Below are 18,062 nucleotides of genomic sequence, written 5' to 3'. Positions count from 1 at the left end.
CCTCTTTGACATCTATCCCATCAACTCCTGCAGCCGTTGTTTCTGCTGCCCTTGCGCATTGAAGTTGTCAGGGTTCAGCCACTGCTCAAACCCCGCCTTGATGGTCGGCCAGCGGTCGGCAGTAATGGCAAACCAGTCGGTATCGCGACTGCGGCCCTTGGTGACCAGCGCATACCTGAAAGTGCCCTCATAATTGAAGCCAAATCTCGCCGCTGCCCGTCTGGAGGGGGCGTTATGGCTGTCGCACTTCCATTCACAGCGGCGATAACCCAAGTCCTCAAACAGGTGTCGCAACATCAGATAAATCGCCTCGGTGGCGCTCGAGTGCTGCTTCATCGCCGGTGACCAACTGACATGGCCAATCTCCGCCACGCCGTTAGCTTCATCGATGCGCATATAGGCAACCGTCCCGACCGGACTCTGGCTTACGCGGTCAAACACCGTCAGGTTCACCAACGTGGGGTTCGCCTGCAGGGTGTTCAGATGCTGCAACATGGCAGCAAGGCTTTCCGGCCGTTCTATCGATAAATAGGTCCAGTCGCGGCCATCGGGTGCCTGCTGGAAAGCACTGAACAACGCGGCATGGTCGCGCTGTGGCTCAAGCCGTTCCAGGCGACAAAAGCGCCCGTCAAGCGTCTCACCGCCGGGCCGTTTCACCGCCTGCCAATCGGCTAATGGCTCACCCACCGGCTGGCCGAATTGATTGATCACCATAAAGCCTCCGCAACCTGCAGTTAACGTTCGTAAATAATAAACGAAGTTCTTTTGCCTATTTTATCGTACAGCGAACGGGCCGGAGAATTATATTCCTGCGTCGCCCAATAAACCCGATCGCAGCCCCTTTCATCTGCCAACCGATAAGCCTGATCAAATAATTTTTCAGACACTTTCTTGCCGCGCGCCGCGGGTGAAACATAGAGATCTTCAATATAACAATAACCGACAGAACTCCAGGTTGAAGGGTGGAATATAAGATTCATCAATCCCAACAACTTGCCGTCTTTATCTTCCGCCACCAGGCCATAAACCTGCGATTCTTCACATAAACGTTCGAAGGTATGGTCGGTAACCTGCGCCGAAATATCCGCCCGATAAAAATGAAGATATCCCTGCCAAAGCTCCAACCATTGTGACTTATCATCGGTTTGTATTCTGCGTACTACTACTTCACTGTTTACTGGATGCATGTTGCCTCACCGGTTTTTCTAAGAAAAAGTAACGTAATACCAACAGGATACACCGGTCAACGCAGCCTGAACACAGACCAATTAATAACAACGAGCAGACCAATTTTAGCGACCTGACTGCCTTTAGCCTGGCACCGGTAACGAATCAAAAATGCAGGATAACTTTTTGATAAATTTTACAATCTCGTCGGGTGTATAGGCAGCAAAGCCAAATACCAACGCCCCTTCACTTGGCGAATGGGTATAAAAATCAATCAGCCCGTAGACCCTCATGTCCTGCGCTGCGGCAGCCTGAATCAACCGCCGCTCGGTAGCCGCGTCCTTCAATGGGCAAACCAATTGCAGCCCGCCCTGCGGTAACCGTGGTTGAGTCCAGGCGGCAAGATACTGATGCACCGCCGCATGCAAAATCTCCAGCCGGGCCTGATATATCTTGCGCATACTCCTTAAATGTTCGGCATAGAAATCTTCATTGATAAATTTAAATAACGTCATTTGCGGCAGGGCCGAAGTATATCCATCCTGGAATTGTTTGGCGGCCACCATGGGTTTAATTAGCTGTGGCGGAACAATAAGAAAACCAATGCGCAATCCTGGAAAAAGGCTTTTGCTGAAAGTACCGATATATAAAGTTCGCTGATATTGATCCAGCCCCTGCAGCGCTGCGGTAGTCAGGCCGTTATAATTGAATTCGGAATCGTAATCATCTTCAAGGATCCAGGCCTTTTCACGCTGCGCCCATGCCAACAGTTTTAATCTTCGTTCAATACTGAGTGAATGCCCCAGCGGATAATGGTGGGACGGCGTAATATAAACGCCCCGTCCGCCCTCTTCGGTGTTTATTAACGCATCAACATCCATACCGCAGGGATCCACCCCTATCGGCTGGGCGATTAATCCCGCCGACTGAACCAGCTTTTTCGCGCCCTGATAGCCGGGTTCTTCCACAAAAACCCGGTCGCCGGGATTAAACAGCACCTGAGTACACAGCGAGAGCGCCTGCTGGGAACTGGTCACCACAATCACCTGTTCCGTGCCGGCTTTAACCCCTCTTTCGCGCCGCAGATACTCGATGATTTCCTCTCTCAACTCCACCAGTCCCTGAGGATCGGCGTAACCCAGCAGGTATTCCGCCCCCTGTCGCACCGCCTGTCTTTCCAGTTGCAGCCAGCTGTCGATGGGGAACAAGCGCAAATCGGGCAATGAGGGGGTCAATGAGCCGCTGCGGCGGGTATGCGGAGCATGGGCGGCAATCAGCAAGGAACGGCCATGCGCACTCAACTCCCGCTCCACCAGCAAGGCCTGGTCGGTGCTGTCAGTGGCCAGCAGTTCACGACCGATCAGAGTATCTTGCTGGTAGCTGACAAAGCTACCGCGCCCAACGGCACGGGCAATATAGCCCTCCGCTTCCAGTTGGGCATAGGTCTGTTCGACGGTATCACGTGAAACCGCCAATCGAGCCGCCAGAACCCGGCTGGGCGGCAGCTTTGCCAGGTAGCTCAGTTCGCCCGCCGTCACCTGCTGTTTGATTGTCAGATGCAGCGCAGCCTTACGCGTCATTCCTTGTCGTAAATGCTGAATAAAGCTTGCCTGTATCGCATCTGGAGAAACGTCCTGCTGGCTGTCACCGCTGTGTTTCATGCTATTCCTGCTCAGAGATCTTCCGTACCGCTGGAGGATAAACCAGCGCTGGAGATGTTGAATAATTGATCTAAATCAATCTAGTTGTGAACAAAATGTTTTGAAACAGATCATCCATTGTTTCATTCAGAGCGCCAGCCCTAAACTAATACAACCATACCAGTAGCTTGCTACTAATGTGGTTATCTACTTTTAATTACCCATCCCCGCCTGTTTGCCGCTGCTGGATAGCAGCGGTGTAGGTCTGTATTGCCTGCGCGGGCATTTATTGTGAAGCATGTTCAAGGTGGAATTATGTCACAACAGCACAACCCTACGCCGCCCCGGCGTAACTTTCTCAAAAAGACCCTGGCGTTAATCCCGCTGGCCGCCGCCGGCAGCAGCATTCTGGCACTGGATGCCAAGGCCGCCCCCGCTGCCGGTGTAGCGGATCACTATGTTCCGGTCTATTTCAACGCCGACGAATGGCGTTTTCTGCTGGCGGCCTGCGATCGGTTGATCCCTACTGACGATAACGGCCCCGGCGCGGTCGATCAGGGCGTACCGGTATTTATCGATCGTCAAATGGAAGCCCCTTACGGCCACGGCGGCTTGTGGTATATGCATCCGCCGTTCGTTCCCTCCCCGCCGCAACTGGGTTATCAGTCCAAGCTGACGCCGCGCGAAACCTATCGAATCGGCATTCGCGAAATCAATGCGCACTGTCAGCAACAGTTTCAAAAGACGTTTGCCGATCTCGAACACGCTGAGCAGGAACAACTGCTGGCGGCGCTGGAGCACGGCCAGTTGGATTCTGAAGACTTGCCCGGCAAGGCATTTTTTGACCAGTTACTCACCAACACCACGGAGGGCTATCTGGCCGATCCGCTGCATGGCGGCAACCAGACGCTGGCGTCATGGAAAATGATCGGTTTCCCCGGCGCGCGTGCGGATTACACCGACTGGGTCAATCGTCCCAATCAGCCTTATCCCCTCGGCCCGGTCAGTATCTCAAGCAAAAGGAATGCATAAATGAGCGCAATTAAAAAGCCACCGGTAGACGTGGTCATCGTCGGATTTGGCTGGACCGGCGCCATCATGGGGATGGAGTTGACCGAAAGCGGTTTGAGCGTGTTGGCGCTGGAGCGTGGCGAGCAACGCGATACCTACCCGGACTTTGCCTATCCGCGCATCGCCGACGAACTGACCTACGGCATTCGCATGAAACTGATGCAGGCAATGGCCAACGAAACGGTCACCGTGCGTCACACTCCGGCGGATTTCGCCGTGCCCTACCGCCAACTAGGCTCATTTTTGCCGGGTAACGGCGTTGGCGGTGCCGGCGTACACTGGAATGGCATGCATTGGCGCGCTTTGCCCTCCGACTTAAAGTTGCACACCACCCTCAACGAAAAATACGGAGCCAAATGGATCCCGGAAGGCATGACGCTGCAGGACTATCCGTTGAGTTATCAGGAGCTGGAACCTTACTTCGACAAGTTCGAAAAGGTCTGCGGCACCGCGGGTAAAGCCGGCAATCTTCGCGGGCAAATCATCAAGGGCGGCAACCCGTTCGAAGGGCCACGCAACAGCGAATACCCCACTCCGGCGCTGAAACGGCTCTATTCCGGTTCGCTGTTTGCCCCCGCGGCGGAATCACTGGGTTATCACCCCTTCAGCGTGCCCGCCGCCAACTGCTCCGAGCCTTACACCAATCCCTATGGCGTACAGCTCGGCCCCTGCAACTACTGCGGTTACTGCGAACGTTTTGGCTGCTTTATGTATTCCAAGGCCTCGCCGCAGAGCACCATCCTGCCGGTGCTGACCCAACGTAAAAACTTTGAGCTACGTACCCGATCGCAGGTGATCAAAGTGAATCTGGACAGCACGGGCAAGAAAGCCACCGGCGTCACCTACATCAACGCTCAGGGGCAAGAGGTGGAGCAACCGGCCGATCTGGTGATCCTCAGCGCCTTCCAGCTACATAACGTCCGCCTGCTGCTGCTGTCCGGCATTGGCAAACCTTATAACCCGGTGACCGGCGAAGGCGTGGTCGGCAAGAATTACGCCTATCAGATGAACAGCAATATTTCGCTGTTCTACGACAAGGATATCCACTTCAATCCCTTTATCGGTGCCGGGGCCGCCGGTACGGTGATCGACGATCTGAACGGTGAGAATTTCGATCATGCCGATTTGGGCTTTATCGGCGGCGCCTATATCTCCGCCACCCGCACCGGCGGCCGACCGCTGCAGCAGATGATGCTGCCGGCGGGCACCCCAACCTGGGGCAGCGGCTGGAAACAAGGCATCAAAGATAACTATCTGCACAGCATGAGCATCAACTCCGAAGGCTCGGTGATGCCGTACCGCGATTGCTATCTGGATTTGGATCCTACTTACAAGGACGGTTACGGCCTGCCGCTGTTGCGCATGACTTTTGACTGGAAGGACAACGAGATCAAAATGACCCAGCACATCACCGGCAAAATGGTGGATATTGCCAAAGTGATGAAACCCAAGCAGATGTCGGTATCGGTGATGAAAGCCGGCGATCATTACGACGTGCGGCCTTACCAGTCGACCCATACCACTGGCGGGGCCATTACCGGCGATAATCCGGCCACCAGCGTGGTGAATAAATACCTGCAATGCTGGGACGTGCCAAACGTGTTTGTCACCGGTGCCTGTGCCTTCCCACAGAATCTGGCCTATAACCCCACCGGCATCGTTGGCGCATTGGCCTACTACTCGGCAGAGGCGATCCGCACCCAGTATTTGAAAAATCCCGGTCCCCTGGTTCAGGCCTGAGAGCATAAGGAGCTTCACATGAAAGGACTTACCCCCTCGCTGCTGGCGCTGTTGATGCTGGGTGCCACCACGGTGCAGGCGAACGACGATCCGCAACTGGCGGCCCGGCTGCAACACGGGGAATACCTGGCGCGCGCCGGTGACTGCGCCGCCTGCCATACCGGCCCCGGCGGCCAGCCCTTTTCCGGCGGTCTGAAAATGACCACCCCGGTCGGCGCTATCTATTCCACCAACATCACGCCGGACAAACAAACCGGCATTGGTGAATACAGTCTGCAGGAATTCAGTGACGCATTACGCAAAGGCGTTGCTCGCGACGGCACCCGGCTCTACCCCGCGATGCCCTATCCTTCGTTCGCCAAAATCAGTGATGGAGACATACGCGACCTCTACCTGTATTTCACCCGACAGGTTAAACCCGTGGTTCAGCAAAATAAGGACAGCGATATCCCCTGGCCGCTGAGTATCCGCTGGCCGCTGGCCCTGTGGAATCTGGCGTTTAGGGAGGACGGTGCCTATCGGCCGGACGTGACAAAAAGCCTCGACTGGAATCGCGGCGCCTATCTGGTTCAGGGGCTGGGCCACTGCGGCTCCTGCCACACGCCGCGCGGTATCGGCTTTCAGGAAAAAGCGCTCAGCCAGAGCGACGACGCCTATCTGAGTGGTGGCACGCTGGAAGGCTGGCATGCTGCCAACCTGCGGGCGGACGCCGTGAGCGGCCTCGGCCGCTGGAGCGCGGAAGATATTACCCGTTTCCTGAAGACCGGCCATAATCGGCGATTTGCCGCTTTCGGCTCAATGATTGACGTGGTACAAGATAGCACTCAGCACCTGAGCGACGCCGATTTACGCGCCATCGCCGGTTATCTGCAATCATTGCCGACCGTCAATAAGGAAAAGCCGCTGGAGCTGGATGGAGGCACGGGCAAAATGCTGCTAAACGGTAACGTCAGTCAGCCGGGTGCCCAGACCTATCTGGATAACTGCGCCGCCTGCCACCGCAGCGACGGTCAGGGATATCGCGATACCTTCCCGCAGTTGGCGCTCAACCCGGCGCTGTTAAGCGACGATCCGTCCTCGCTAATCAGCATTATCCTCAAGGGTTCCCGCACGCCGGTGACCGTCGGCGCACCAACCGGGCTGACCATGCCGGACTTTGGCTGGCGCCTGGACGATGAGCAAATTGCTCAGCTCGCGACCTTTATTCGCCACAGTTGGGGCAATGATGCATCGGCGGTGACCGCCGCTCAGGTGCAGGATATCCGCAAAAGCAGCGTCACCAAACCAGAGCATCCTTAAAATCTGCCAGGGGCCCAGCCGATTGGGCTCCTGTCTTTTTCTCACAGCCCTTCTCGTTTAAGTTTGGTTTAACTTCTCATGGGCATTGTTTATCCAACGTTTATTGGACGTTGCCGATAATGACCACTCACCAAAAATCGATAGCGCTTATTTCCTGCCAAGGCTCTGCGTCCCTTGCGGTAAATGCCGGTTATACCTACCATAACGTCAATATCACGATCAGATGGCCAAGGTTGTTGCACGCTATCCCTCACACGCTGCCGAGCGTGTTACCTTTACAGCGTGGGTGACAGGATGTTCACCCGCAGATTTACAGGAGTCCGCCATGCGAGTACTGGTTGTTGAAGATAATGGTTTACTGCGCCACCACCTCTCCGTACAGATGCGTGAAATGGGTCATCAGGTTGATGCAGCAGAAGATGCCAAGGAAGCCGATTATTTCCTGCAGGAACATGCGCCGGACATCGCGATTGTCGATCTCGGCCTGCCGGGTGAAGACGGCCTGAGCCTGATCCGCCGCTGGCGCGCACACCAAATGAAATTACCGATCCTGGTGCTGACCGCCCGTGAAAGCTGGCAAGACAAGGTAGCGGTGCTGGAAGCCGGTGCCGATGACTACGTCACCAAGCCGTTTCATTTGGAAGAAGTGATTGCCCGCATGCAGGCGTTGATGCGCCGTAACAGCGGCCTGGCTTCCCAGGTGATCGTCTTGCCGCCGTTCCAGATCGACCTTTCGCGCCGTGAGCTGAGCGTCAACGAACAGCAAATCAAACTGACCGCGTTTGAATACACCATTATCGAAACCTTAATCCGCAACGCCGGTAAAGTGGTCAGTAAAGACTCGCTGATGTTGCAGCTGTATCCGGATGCCGAGCTGCGTGAAAGCCACACCATCGACGTACTGATGGGCCGTTTGCGTAAAAAGGTGCAGGCCGAATACCCACAGGAAGTGATCACCACGGTTCGTGGCCAGGGCTATCGTTTTGATGCGAAGTGAACATGATGTTCAACAAAAATAAAAAGCCTTTTTCCCTACGAGCCCGCTTTTTGATGGCTACCGCCGGGGTGATCCTGGCGCTGTCGCTGTCCTATGGTCTGGTCGCGGTCGTGGGTTATATCGTCAGCTTCGACAAAACCGCCTTCCGCCTGCTGCGCGGTGAAAGCAACCTGTTCTTCAGCCTGGCCCAGTGGAAAGACAACAAGCTCACCATCGCCATTCCGCCCGATATCGATCTCAACTTCCCTACCCTGGTGTTTATTTACGACGATAAGGGCAAGCTGCTGTGGAGCCAGCGCCAGGTACCGGAACTGGAAAAACGGATCAACAAAGAGTGGCTGGAAGAGTCCGGTTTCTACGAAATTGACACCGATACCCGCATCAGTAGCGAAGTTCTGGGGAACAACCCCAAGGCGCAAGATCAACTCAAAGACTATGACGACAACGACCAGAATGCGCTGACCCACTCCGTGGCGGTCAACACCTACGCGGCGACCGCAAGATTGCCGGCGCTAAGCATCGTGGTGGTCGACACTATCCCGCAAGAACTTCAGCGTTCAGACGTCGTCTGGGAATGGTTCAGCTATGTGTTGCTGGCTAACCTGCTGTTGGTGGTGCCCCTGCTGTGGCTGGCGGCCTATTGGAGCCTGCGACCGATCCAGGCGTTGGTGAATCAGGTCGGCGAACTGGAAAACGGTGAGCGAGATCAGCTCGATGAGAACCCCCCCAGCGAACTGCGCGGGCTGGTACGCAATCTGAATATTCTGGTTCGCAACGAACGCCAGCGCTATACCAAATACCGCACCACGCTTTCCGATCTGACCCACAGTCTGAAAACCCCGCTGGCGGTACTGCAAACCACATTGCGCTCACTGCGCACCGGCAAGCAAACCACCATTGAGGAAGTCGAGCCGATCATGCTGGATCAGATCGGACGTATCTCTCAGCAAATTGGCTACTACCTGCACCGCGCCAGCATCAACTCCGGGCAAACGGTGCTGACACGCGAGATCCATTCGGTACCGGCCCTGCTGGACAGCCTGACGGTGGCGCTGAACAAGGTATATCAGCGCAAAGGCGTGGTGATCACGCTGGATATCTCGCCGGAAGTGACCTTTATGGGTGAAAAAAACGACTTTATGGAAGTGATGGGCAACGTACTTGAAAATGCCTGTAAGTACTGCCTGGAATTCGTTGAAATCACCTCCCTCCACTCCGATAAATATCTCACCATCGTCATCGATGACGACGGCCCGGGTATTCCGGAAAGCAAACGCGAGTTGATTTTCCAGCGCGGCCAGCGGGTAGACACTTTGCGCCCCGGTCAGGGCTTGGGATTATCGGTAGCGGCGGAGATTATTGAGCAGTACGACGGCTCCATTACCATCAGTGACAGCCCGCTGGGCGGCGCACGTATGCAGGTCACTTTCGCTCGTCAGCACGACTCCCACCATAACGAGTAAATTCTGTTGCTCAGGCCCCGATCCACGGGGCCAAACTTCCGTTATAATCGCACTCAGGCTCACTCCTCTATCCTGGAATAGAACATGGATTATCAATTAGATCTGGACTGGAACGATTTTTTGCAACGTTATTGGCAAAAGCGTCCGGTGATTCTGAAGCGTGGCTTCAAAAACTTTATCGATCCGATCTCCCCGGATGAGCTGGCTGGGCTGGCGATGGAAAACGAAGTGGACAGCCGTTTGGTTAGCCACCAGGACGGCCGCTGGCAGGTCGCTCACGGCCCATTTGAGAGCTTTGACCACCTGAGCGAGAACAACTGGTCGCTGCTGGTGCAGGCAGTCGACCACTGGCATGAGCCTTCCAGCGCGCTGATGCGCCCGTTCCGCCAACTGCCGGACTGGCGGATGGACGATCTGATGATTTCGTTCTCGGTGCCGGGCGGCGGTGTTGGCCCGCATTTCGATCAGTACGACGTGTTTATCATTCAGGGTACCGGTCGCCGTCGCTGGCGCGTGGGCGAAAAAGTGCCGATGAAGCAGCATTGCCCGCACCCGGACCTGCTGCAGGTTGAACCTTTCGACGCCATTATCGATGAAGAAATGGAACCGGGCGATATTCTGTATATTCCGCCGGGCTTCCCGCATGAAGGCTACGCGCTGGAAAACGCGCTGAACTACTCGGTGGGCTTCCGCGCACCGAATGGTCGTGAACTGATTAGCGGCTTTGCCGACCACGTGCTGGCACGCGAACTGGGCAGCAAACGTTACAGCGATCCTGATATTCAACTGCGTGAGCATCCAGCGCAAGTGCTGCCGCAGGAAGTCGACGCCCTGCGCCAGATGATGCTGGATCTGGTTGAGCAACCGGAACACTTCCAACAGTGGTTCGGCGAGTTTATCTCCCAGACGCGCCACGAGCTGGATGCCGCGCCGCCGGAGCCGCCTTACCAGGCAGGCGAAATCTACGAACTGCTACAGCAGGGCGAGCCATTACAACGTCTGGGTGGCCTGCGCGTACTGCGCGTTGGTGATCAGTGCTTTGTGAACGGCGAACTGATGGATACCGAGCATCTGCAGGCTGTCGATGCCATGTGCCAGAACTTCAGCGTTAATGCCGCCCAGTTGGGTGACGCGGTGGACGATCCGTCGTTCCTGGCGCTGCTGACCGCACTGATCAATAACGGCTACTGGTACTTTAAAGACTGAAGCTGAAGTCATTCTGATAAGGCCACCCGCCCCCAGGCGAGTGGCTTTTTTTTATGCTCGCAGCGCCTGTGTCAGGTAAGCATCAAGCTCCTCGTCCGGCATGCCCGCCTGTCTGGCTGCCGCACAAATCTGCTGCCAGGTATTGGCATCTATCGGGATCCCCTGTTGCAAGCGTTGTTCGCGATTCGCCTCTTCCCACTCCCCCGGCACCTCAATCGGCCGACCGTCACTTGGCGGAGAGGCTTTCACCCAGTCAATAAACGCCTCAGCCTCACTTTGCATCTCAGGTGCCGCAAAGGCCTCAGGGTTGAGGATAATGGTGGTCATACAGTTGAAAATGGCGTCGCTGTTGGATTTCAGCGTAGCACTATGGGTAGTTCTCCCGCCCGACAGTGCACCGCCGAGGATCTCGCACAGGGCGGCCAGCGCATAACCTTTATGCGCACCAAAGGGCAGCAGCGAACCAAATGGCTGCTCGTGCATCACCTTGGGTTCGTCTGTGGGTTGTCCATGCTGGTCAATCAGATAGCCCGGCGCGACGGTCAGACCTTTGTTGTAGGCCACGCGGGTTTTACCAAAAGCGATGCCGCTGGTGGCGAAATCCAGCAGCAGCGGCTTTTTACCGGGACGGGGGAAAATAACGCAGAAGGGGTTGGTACCAAAGCGACGATCGCTGCCGCCAAAGGGTGCCACCATAGGGTCGCCCACGACATTGACGAAGTGAATGGAGATAAAACCGGCGCGTGCACACTGTTCAGCCCAGTGGCCAATACGGCCGATGTGATGCGAATTGTTTAATGCCACCGCCGCCAGCCCCAGTTGCCTGGCTCGTTCGATGCCTTTATCCATCGCCTCACTGGCGACCACCTGGCCGAAACCCTGACCACCGTCAATCGTCAGGACCGCACCGGCGTCGCGTACCACCTGGGCATGAACGTTAAGCTGTAAATGCCCCTGCGCCAGCGACGCCATATAGCTCGGGATCATGCCGACGCCGTGGGAGTCGTGGCCGGCCAGATTGGCCTGAACCAGATGTTCGGCCACTAGCCCGGCCTCTCGCTCGGTACTGCCGGCATGGCGCCAAATCGCCTGCACAAACTGCTCAAGACATTGGCGATCGATACGGTGTTCAGTGCTCATGATACGGCTCCTGGTGCGGAAAATATGTTCTACACTAGGAGCAAATCATTGTTACGGCAAGCAATTATAATAATCGCAATCTGGGCTATTTGGCGCGCTCTGCCGTCAGCGCAGCGATGCGCATAATCACGGCCACTGCTTGCTCCATCCCTTCAAGGGAAACAAACTCATGCTTGCAATGATAGTTATAACCGCCGGTAAACAGATTCGGACAAGGCAGACCGCGAAACGATAACTGAGCGCCGTCGGTGCCGCCGCGAATCGGCTTCATCACTGGTTCAATATCGCAATCGCGCATGGCCTGTTGCGCCAACGCAATCACATGGGGATGTTCTGCCACCTGTTCGCGCATGTTGTAGTAGCTGTCTTCAATCGTCACTTCGATATAACAATCCCGCGGCAGACCTTTGCCCACCTGCTTGGCCACCTCAAACATCCGGCGCTTGCGGGCCTCGAAACCCTCACGCTCGAAATCACGCAGAATATAGTGCATTTCGGCGCGCTCAACGCTGCCCTTGAGGCTGCTGAGATGATAAAAACCCTGATAATCGGCGGTGGTTTCCGGGGTTTCATCCGCCGGTAACGCCTGCTGAATACGGGTTGCCAGTGACAGGGCATTCACCATCACCCCTTTAGCGCTCCCAGGGTGAACATTATTGCCGACAATTTTCACCGTCACCGACGCCGCATTGAAGTTCTCGCATTCCAACTCACCGACACCACCGCCATCTACGGTATAGGCCCACTCGGCGTTGAATTGTGCAACGTCAAAAAATCGTGCGCCCTTGCCCACTTCCTCGTCCGGCGTAAAAGCCACGCGAATATCGCCGTGGGGGATATTGCGTTGCTGCAACCGCACCATGGCGGTCAGAATTTCGGCAATGCCTGCCTTGTCATCGGCACCGAGCAGCGTTTTGCCGTCGGTAGTTATTAACGTCTGCCCCAGCATCTGGTGCAGGATCGGGAACATCACCGGCGATAACACCTCATCGCCAATGCCCAATGCAATATCGCCACCGCGGTAACTTTCGACGATCTGCGGGTTAACGTGTTTGCCGGTAAAATCCGGTGAGGTATCCAGGTGAGAAATAAACCCGATGGCCGGTACGGACCAGGCAACATTGCCCGGTAAAGTACCCATCACGCAGCCATGCTCGCTGAGCGACACCCGTTCAAACCCCAGTTCAATCATTTCTTGCTGCAACGCGCGCGCCAGCTTCATTTGCCCGTCGGTACTCGGCACATGTTTGACGTTCGCTTTGGATTGCGTGTCGAATGAGACGTAGTTAAAAAATCGATCTAGTAGTTTATCCATGGTATCCGCCCTCAGAATATCGCGTTTCATTATGCGGAACCGATCAGGATCAAATATTGCGACAGGTCATTTTTAGCCAGATTTAACGGAAATCATTAAACCTTGTGATGATTTCCTTCATTGACCAGGCCGCTACGGCAGAAGTTATCGCCAGCCACGGCTTCTGATGTGTGATCCTCTTCACGAAGGGCACCGGTTGTCAGCCACTGACCACCAGTGCCTATTTCCGCTGACTAATTGCATCACCGGATCTTTCCTCCTATAACTTAGCCAAGGCAGAGTTTGCCTCTTTCTCTTTCGCCATCCCAGGGAGCTTTATCGTCAACGTCGTTATCCATTAAAATATAAAAAAGGAACTGACATGAAAGGTATTATCGATAATATCTTAAGCAAGCTGCAACTTTTTTCCAAAGCTATGATGGGGCCGATATTCTTCTTGCCGGTTATTGGTTTAATCCTGGCATTAAGTTCTATTCTTACCAACGCCACACTGGTAAATGAAAATTCCGGGATTTTCCATGTGGGGAAAATGCTCGGCGATACCTTCTGGCCATTATTTGGTAATCTCGGTTTAATATTCTGTATCGGTATTACCTATGGACTAGCCAGGGATAAAAAGAGCGAGGCCGCATTGGTGGCGGTAATGTGCTTTATCATGTTCCTAGGCGCCAACTCGTCTTATCTGCAGCTTAGTGGCCACGTAGCGCAAAAAATCAACGGCGAATTTTACGGCACCGGGCAAACCGAACTGCTGGGTTTCACCGTGGTGGATATGGGCATATTCCTCGGTCTGATCCTCGGCATCACTATCGCCTGGGTACATAACCGTCTGTGTAACGTCGAACTGAACGGCGTGTTATCGGTTTATGGCGGCTCCAAACTGGTACTGATCGCCATGACGCCGGTGATTGTGCTGTATGCCATCGCCTTCAGCTATCTGTGGCCGGCTATCTCGCACGGTCTGATCTCGCTGACCGGCTTTATGAAAAGCTCCGGTTCGCTTGGCGTATTCGTTTACGGTTTCTTCGAGAAATTCCTTATTCCCACCGGGCTGCATCACTTTATCTGGTCCCCGTTCCAGCTCACCAGCATCGGCGGTTCGATCGTGCAGGATGGCCACACCGTTTCTGGCTCACAGGCGATTTTCCTGGCCTATATGCGCGACCCGAGTATTTCGCCGCTGATGAATGAAGCACTGCGTTTCTCGCAGCAGGGTATGGTGACCATCTTTGGCCTGTCAGGCGCAGCGCTGGCCTTTTACCACACCGCCAAACCGGAAAAGAAAATGCTGGCCAAGGCGATCCTGATCCCGGCCATCACCACCTCGATTCTGGTGGGCATCACCGAACCAATCGAGTTCACCTTCCTGTTTATTTCGCCGCTGCTGTGGGTGATCCATGCGGTGCTGACTGCGCTGTCGCAGGTTGCCTGCAATCTGTTCGAAGTGCGGCCCTGGGGAGCCAGCGGCCTGATTGAGTTCCTGGTGTATAACCTGCCGTTGCCGGTGGCCCTCACTCGCTGGCCGCTATATGTCGTGATTGGCCTGATTCAGTTCGCCGTCTATTACCTGGTATTCAAAACGCTGGTGCTGAAGCTTAATTTAAAAACGCCGGGCCGCGAGGATGACGACGAGGTCAAACTTTATTCAAAACAGGAGTATCAAAATAGTAAAAGCACGCCTAATGAATTGAGTGGAATAATTATTCGCGCGCTTGGCGGTAAAGACAACATTATTTCCGTCGACAACTGTTTCACCCGGCTCAGGGTTGAATTAAAAGACATGCAATTGGTAGATGAAGCGGCATTAAAAAGTACCGGTGCCAAAGGCGTGGTGAAAAATAGGCGTGAGGTTCAGGTTATTTATGGTGTCACCGTTGGCAAGGTCAAAAACCAGGTCGAGAAGTATTTAGCAGCACTCTGACATTTATTAATTTGGGAGATATTAAATGAAATTAACCGTTCTGGGCGGCGGCGGCGTGCGTTCGCCGTTCCTGGCCAAATCTATCGCCTACAACGCCCACCGTATCGGCGTCACTGAAGTGGTGTTTATGGACACCGATCAACATAAACTGGCCATCTACGGTGCCATCGCTCAGGGGGTATTCCAGCGTATTCGCAGCGATATCGCCTTCAACCTGACCAGCGATGCGCATCAGGCACTGAGCGGTGCAGACTATATCATCACCACCCTGCGTATCGGCGGCGAAGAGGGGCGTATTGATGATGAACGCATCGCGCTCAACCATCAGGTTCTGGGGCAGGAAACCACCGGTGCCGGCGGCTTCGCCATGGCAATGCGTTCAATCCCGGCGATTATCGATTACTGCCGACTGATCGAACAGCTGTCGTCACCCGACGCAGTGCTATTCAACTTCACTAACCCTTCCGGCATGGTGACCGAAGCTATCATCAAGTCAGGCTTTAAACGCCAGGTGTACGGTATCTGCGATGCGCCCAGCGAGTTTATCCGCGAACTGGCCGAGCTGTTGGGCTGCCGCGAGAGTGAATTGAGTATCGACTGCTTTGGCCTGAACCACCTGTCCTGGTTCCGCAATGCCAGGGTCAACGGTGAGCCGGTAACCGAACGGCTGCTGGCGGACCCGCGCCTGTACCGCGACACCTGCATGAAATACTTCTCGCCAGAGCTGGTCGAACTCTCCGATAACCTGATGCTCAACGAGTATCTGTATTACTACTACTATCGCGAGCAAGCGATCGCCGCTATCGTCAGCGCCGGTGAAACCCGCGGCGAGCAAATTGCGCAGATCAACCGGCAGATGCTGGCAGACCTGGCCAAGCTGGACATCCCGAACCAGCTGGATCAGGCCTTCAGCCTCTACTTCAGTCATTATCTGACGCGCGAAAACTCGTATATGCAGCGCGAGTCCAGCCAGGGCAAAGTGAAAGAGCGCGCCATGCTGACGCTGCAACAGTTTATCGAACAGCCGGACAGCGGTGGCTACGCCGGGGTGGCGATCGATATTCTGGAGGCAGTGAACAGCGGCCAACAAAAACGCGTGGTGGTGTCGATGCAAAACAACGACACGCTGGACTTCCTGCATCCTGAGGACGTGATCGAAATCAGCTGTGAACTGAGCAGTGCGGGCATTCACCCGGTGAAAATGCGCGATATTCCCGATACGCAAAAAAACCTGATCGCTCGAGTGAAAGAGTACGAACGGTTGGCAGTAGAGGCGATTCTTGAAGGTAACCGTAAAAAAGCCATCAAAGCCTTGATGGTGCACCCGCTAGTGAATTCTTACTCGCTGGCGAAAACGCTGGTGGAGGAGTATCTGCAGGCCCATCGGCAATATGCCGAACACTGGCGTTAATCCCGGCGGCGCGGCCTCAGCGGCTGCGCCGTTCAAACCAGGCCTTGATCAGGTTTTCAAACCCCAGCAGACAGTGACCAAAGAACGGGTTGGGGTAATAGATATCGTGGTCATACTTCTGCCGATCTTCATAGATAAAACTCATATCGGCCTGCTGCGCCAGCGGGCTGTCACCGTCGCCACAAAACGCCGCCAGCCGGATATCGTTACGCTTCACCGCCTCGCTCCAGTTCAATGCCGAACCACTATTGCCCGATTTTGAAATCACGATCACCATATTGAAACGAAAACGCGTCTCCCGATCGAGAATATCGAAGTCAGGCCACAGCGACAGATAGCTGTCGATGCCCAGAGTCATAAACTTGTTGTACATGTACTGCGCCACCAGCTGCGAGAAACCGCTGCCGTGGATCAGAATTTTCCCCTCGTCGAGCAGATCGAGGAACTGCGCCTGCTGCTGCACGCTAACCGCCACGGGTGCCGATTTTTCAGCCAGATAGGCTGGCGCCATGGCCAGGTTGAATTTGATAAAATACACCAGCTCCAGATAGCCGCGAAATCCCAGTTTTTTGGCCAGCCGCACCACCGTTGACGGCGAGCTATAACAACGGGCGGAAAGCGCACGAATGCCCTCGTCGATGCAGGCATCGGGGTTATCGAGAATACAGTTGAGAATAGCCAGATCCGTTTTACTCAGATCCGCCTGGCTGAATACCTGTTTGAAGTTCACCGTCACCCCGTTGGCGCTATTATGACTAAAGAACGTGGGTACTTTCTGGATGGTCAGCCCGTGGAACGGCGGGTGTAACCCCAGGGTGCAAAAACTTGCCCCCTGGGGTCAAACTTATGGCTGGTCCGCTCGTGCTACCTTGCCGACCAGAAATTTATGCACAAACCGTGGCACCACTGCGCTGGCCTGGCCATAGTGTTTTTCATCAAACTGGCTCTCCACCTGGCTGGGTTCCAGATTCAGCTCCATGGTATGCGCCCCGCCCAACCGGGCCTCATGCACAAAACCGGCGGCCGGGTAAACGTGGCCTGAGGTGCCGATAGCCACGAAAAAGTCGGCCTTGGCCAGCGCCTGATAAATTTCATCCATGCCCAGCGGCATTTCGCCGAACCATACTATGTGTGGCCGCAACGGTGCCGGGAACTGGCAGCAATGGCAGCGATCGTCGACGCTGAGATCTTCTGGCCAGTCAAACACCTGCCCGGAACTAGTGCAGCGCACTTTCAGCAGTTCGCCGTGCATATGCAACACTCGGGTGCTACCGGCACGTTCGTGCAGATTATCGATATTCTGCGTCACCAGCAGGAAGTTATCCCCCAGCCAGGCTTCGAGATCTGCCAGGGCACGGTGTGCGGCATTAGGCGCAATCTCCGGCGACTGCAGCTGGCGGCGACGCTCATTGTAAAACGTCTGAACCAGCTGCGGATCGCGCTGGTAACCTTCCGGTGTGGCAACGTCTTCTACCCGGTGCTCTTCCCACAGCCCGTCGGCAGCGCGGAAGGTGCGAATACCCGACTCGGCCGAGATCCCGGCCCCGGTCAACACCACGACAAACGGCTTTTTCAGCTCGGCCGCCGCCATGGTGTCGCGATGAAATATCCGCGAACGAAAGCGCTGATGCAGCACATGCTTACTCTTGCGAAACTGACACAGCCGATGGCGAGTGTGCATTAACTCTCTCC

At 55.1% G+C, this 18,062-nt stretch carries 15 protein-coding genes; 8 read left to right on the top strand and 7 right to left on the bottom strand.

Annotated features, from left to right (window positions below):
* Positions 1-12: 12 nt before the first annotated feature.
* The 3 genes from ACNT1W_RS12455 to ACNT1W_RS12445 form a co-directional block, all read right to left on the bottom strand.
* Complete coding sequence (locus ACNT1W_RS12455) at positions 13-714, bottom strand: GNAT family N-acetyltransferase (RefSeq protein ID WP_419245649.1); 702 nt, start codon at positions 712-714, stop codon at positions 13-15.
* A gap of 20 nt (positions 715-734) precedes the next feature.
* Positions 735-1,187, bottom strand: a complete 453-nt coding sequence (locus ACNT1W_RS12450; RefSeq protein WP_012006442.1) for a GNAT family N-acetyltransferase — start codon at positions 1,185-1,187, stop codon at positions 735-737.
* 123 nt (positions 1,188-1,310) lie between these two features.
* Positions 1,311-2,828, bottom strand: a complete 1,518-nt coding sequence (locus ACNT1W_RS12445; RefSeq protein WP_419245648.1) for a PLP-dependent aminotransferase family protein — start codon at positions 2,826-2,828, stop codon at positions 1,311-1,313.
* A 294-nt stretch (positions 2,829-3,122) separates the two neighbouring features.
* Between ACNT1W_RS12445 and ACNT1W_RS12440 the strand changes: the two genes are divergently transcribed.
* From ACNT1W_RS12440 to ACNT1W_RS12415, 6 genes are all read left to right on the top strand, one after another.
* Positions 3,123-3,839 carry a gluconate 2-dehydrogenase subunit 3 family protein gene (locus ACNT1W_RS12440; RefSeq protein WP_375189717.1) on the top strand — a complete coding sequence of 239 codons (717 nt, stop codon included), beginning with the start codon at positions 3,123-3,125 and terminating at the stop codon, positions 3,837-3,839.
* The gene (locus ACNT1W_RS12435) at positions 3,840-5,618 is read left to right on the top strand and encodes a GMC family oxidoreductase (RefSeq protein WP_419245647.1); all 1,779 of its coding nucleotides are present in this window, start codon (positions 3,840-3,842) and stop codon (positions 5,616-5,618) included. It abuts the gene before it with no gap.
* 18 nt (positions 5,619-5,636) lie between these two features.
* Positions 5,637-6,917: a c-type cytochrome gene (locus ACNT1W_RS12430; RefSeq protein ID WP_419246848.1), complete on the top strand. Its 1,281-nt coding sequence runs from the start codon at positions 5,637-5,639 to the stop codon at positions 6,915-6,917.
* 325 nt (positions 6,918-7,242) lie between these two features.
* Positions 7,243-7,914: a two-component system response regulator PhoP gene (phoP, locus tag ACNT1W_RS12425; RefSeq protein ID WP_012006437.1), complete on the top strand. Its 672-nt coding sequence runs from the start codon at positions 7,243-7,245 to the stop codon at positions 7,912-7,914.
* Between the two features lie 5 nt (positions 7,915-7,919).
* The gene (gene phoQ / locus ACNT1W_RS12420; RefSeq protein WP_026142322.1) at positions 7,920-9,377 is read left to right on the top strand and encodes a two-component system sensor histidine kinase PhoQ; all 1,458 of its coding nucleotides are present in this window, start codon (positions 7,920-7,922) and stop codon (positions 9,375-9,377) included.
* Between the two features lie 84 nt (positions 9,378-9,461).
* On the top strand, positions 9,462-10,583 hold the full coding sequence (locus tag ACNT1W_RS12415) for a cupin domain-containing protein (RefSeq protein ID WP_112362589.1): 1,122 nt from the start codon (positions 9,462-9,464) through the stop codon (positions 10,581-10,583).
* Between the two features lie 51 nt (positions 10,584-10,634).
* Here ACNT1W_RS12415 and ACNT1W_RS12410 read toward each other — a convergent pair whose 3' ends face one another.
* Together ACNT1W_RS12410 and pepT are read right to left on the bottom strand one after the other, a co-directional pair.
* Positions 10,635-11,723, bottom strand: a complete 1,089-nt coding sequence (locus tag ACNT1W_RS12410; RefSeq protein ID WP_261423009.1) for a malate/lactate/ureidoglycolate dehydrogenase — start codon at positions 11,721-11,723, stop codon at positions 10,635-10,637.
* Positions 11,724-11,808: 85 nt separating this feature from the next.
* The gene (gene pepT / locus ACNT1W_RS12405; RefSeq protein WP_012006433.1) at positions 11,809-13,038 is read right to left on the bottom strand and encodes a peptidase T; all 1,230 of its coding nucleotides are present in this window, start codon (positions 13,036-13,038) and stop codon (positions 11,809-11,811) included.
* Positions 13,039-13,399: 361 nt separating this feature from the next.
* On the opposite strand from pepT, the gene ACNT1W_RS12400 reads away from it, so the two are divergent.
* Complete coding sequence (locus tag ACNT1W_RS12400) at positions 13,400-14,959, top strand: PTS transporter subunit EIIC (protein ID WP_017892497.1); 1,560 nt, start codon at positions 13,400-13,402, stop codon at positions 14,957-14,959.
* Between the two features lie 25 nt (positions 14,960-14,984).
* Positions 14,985-16,370: a glycoside hydrolase gene (locus tag ACNT1W_RS12395; protein ID WP_419246847.1), complete on the top strand. Its 1,386-nt coding sequence runs from the start codon at positions 14,985-14,987 to the stop codon at positions 16,368-16,370.
* A gap of 16 nt (positions 16,371-16,386) precedes the next feature.
* Here the strand turns inward: ACNT1W_RS12395 and ACNT1W_RS12390 are convergent, their stop codons facing one another.
* Positions 16,387-17,100: a MurR/RpiR family transcriptional regulator gene (locus tag ACNT1W_RS12390; protein ID WP_017892496.1), complete on the bottom strand. Its 714-nt coding sequence runs from the start codon at positions 17,098-17,100 to the stop codon at positions 16,387-16,389.
* A gap of 114 nt (positions 17,101-17,214) precedes the next feature.
* Entirely contained in the window at positions 17,215-18,051 is an 837-nt protein-coding gene (cobB, locus tag ACNT1W_RS12385; protein ID WP_012006429.1) for a Sir2 family NAD+-dependent deacetylase, read from the bottom strand.
* Positions 18,052-18,062: the final 11 nt, after the last annotated feature.

The organism is Serratia sp. NFX21, from assembly GCF_048517035.1.
Taxonomy (GTDB): Bacteria; Pseudomonadota; Gammaproteobacteria; order Enterobacterales; family Enterobacteriaceae; genus Serratia; species Serratia quinivorans.
The sequence above is the reverse complement of the archived record's forward strand: the minus strand, read 5'-3'. Positions and strand labels throughout refer to the sequence as shown.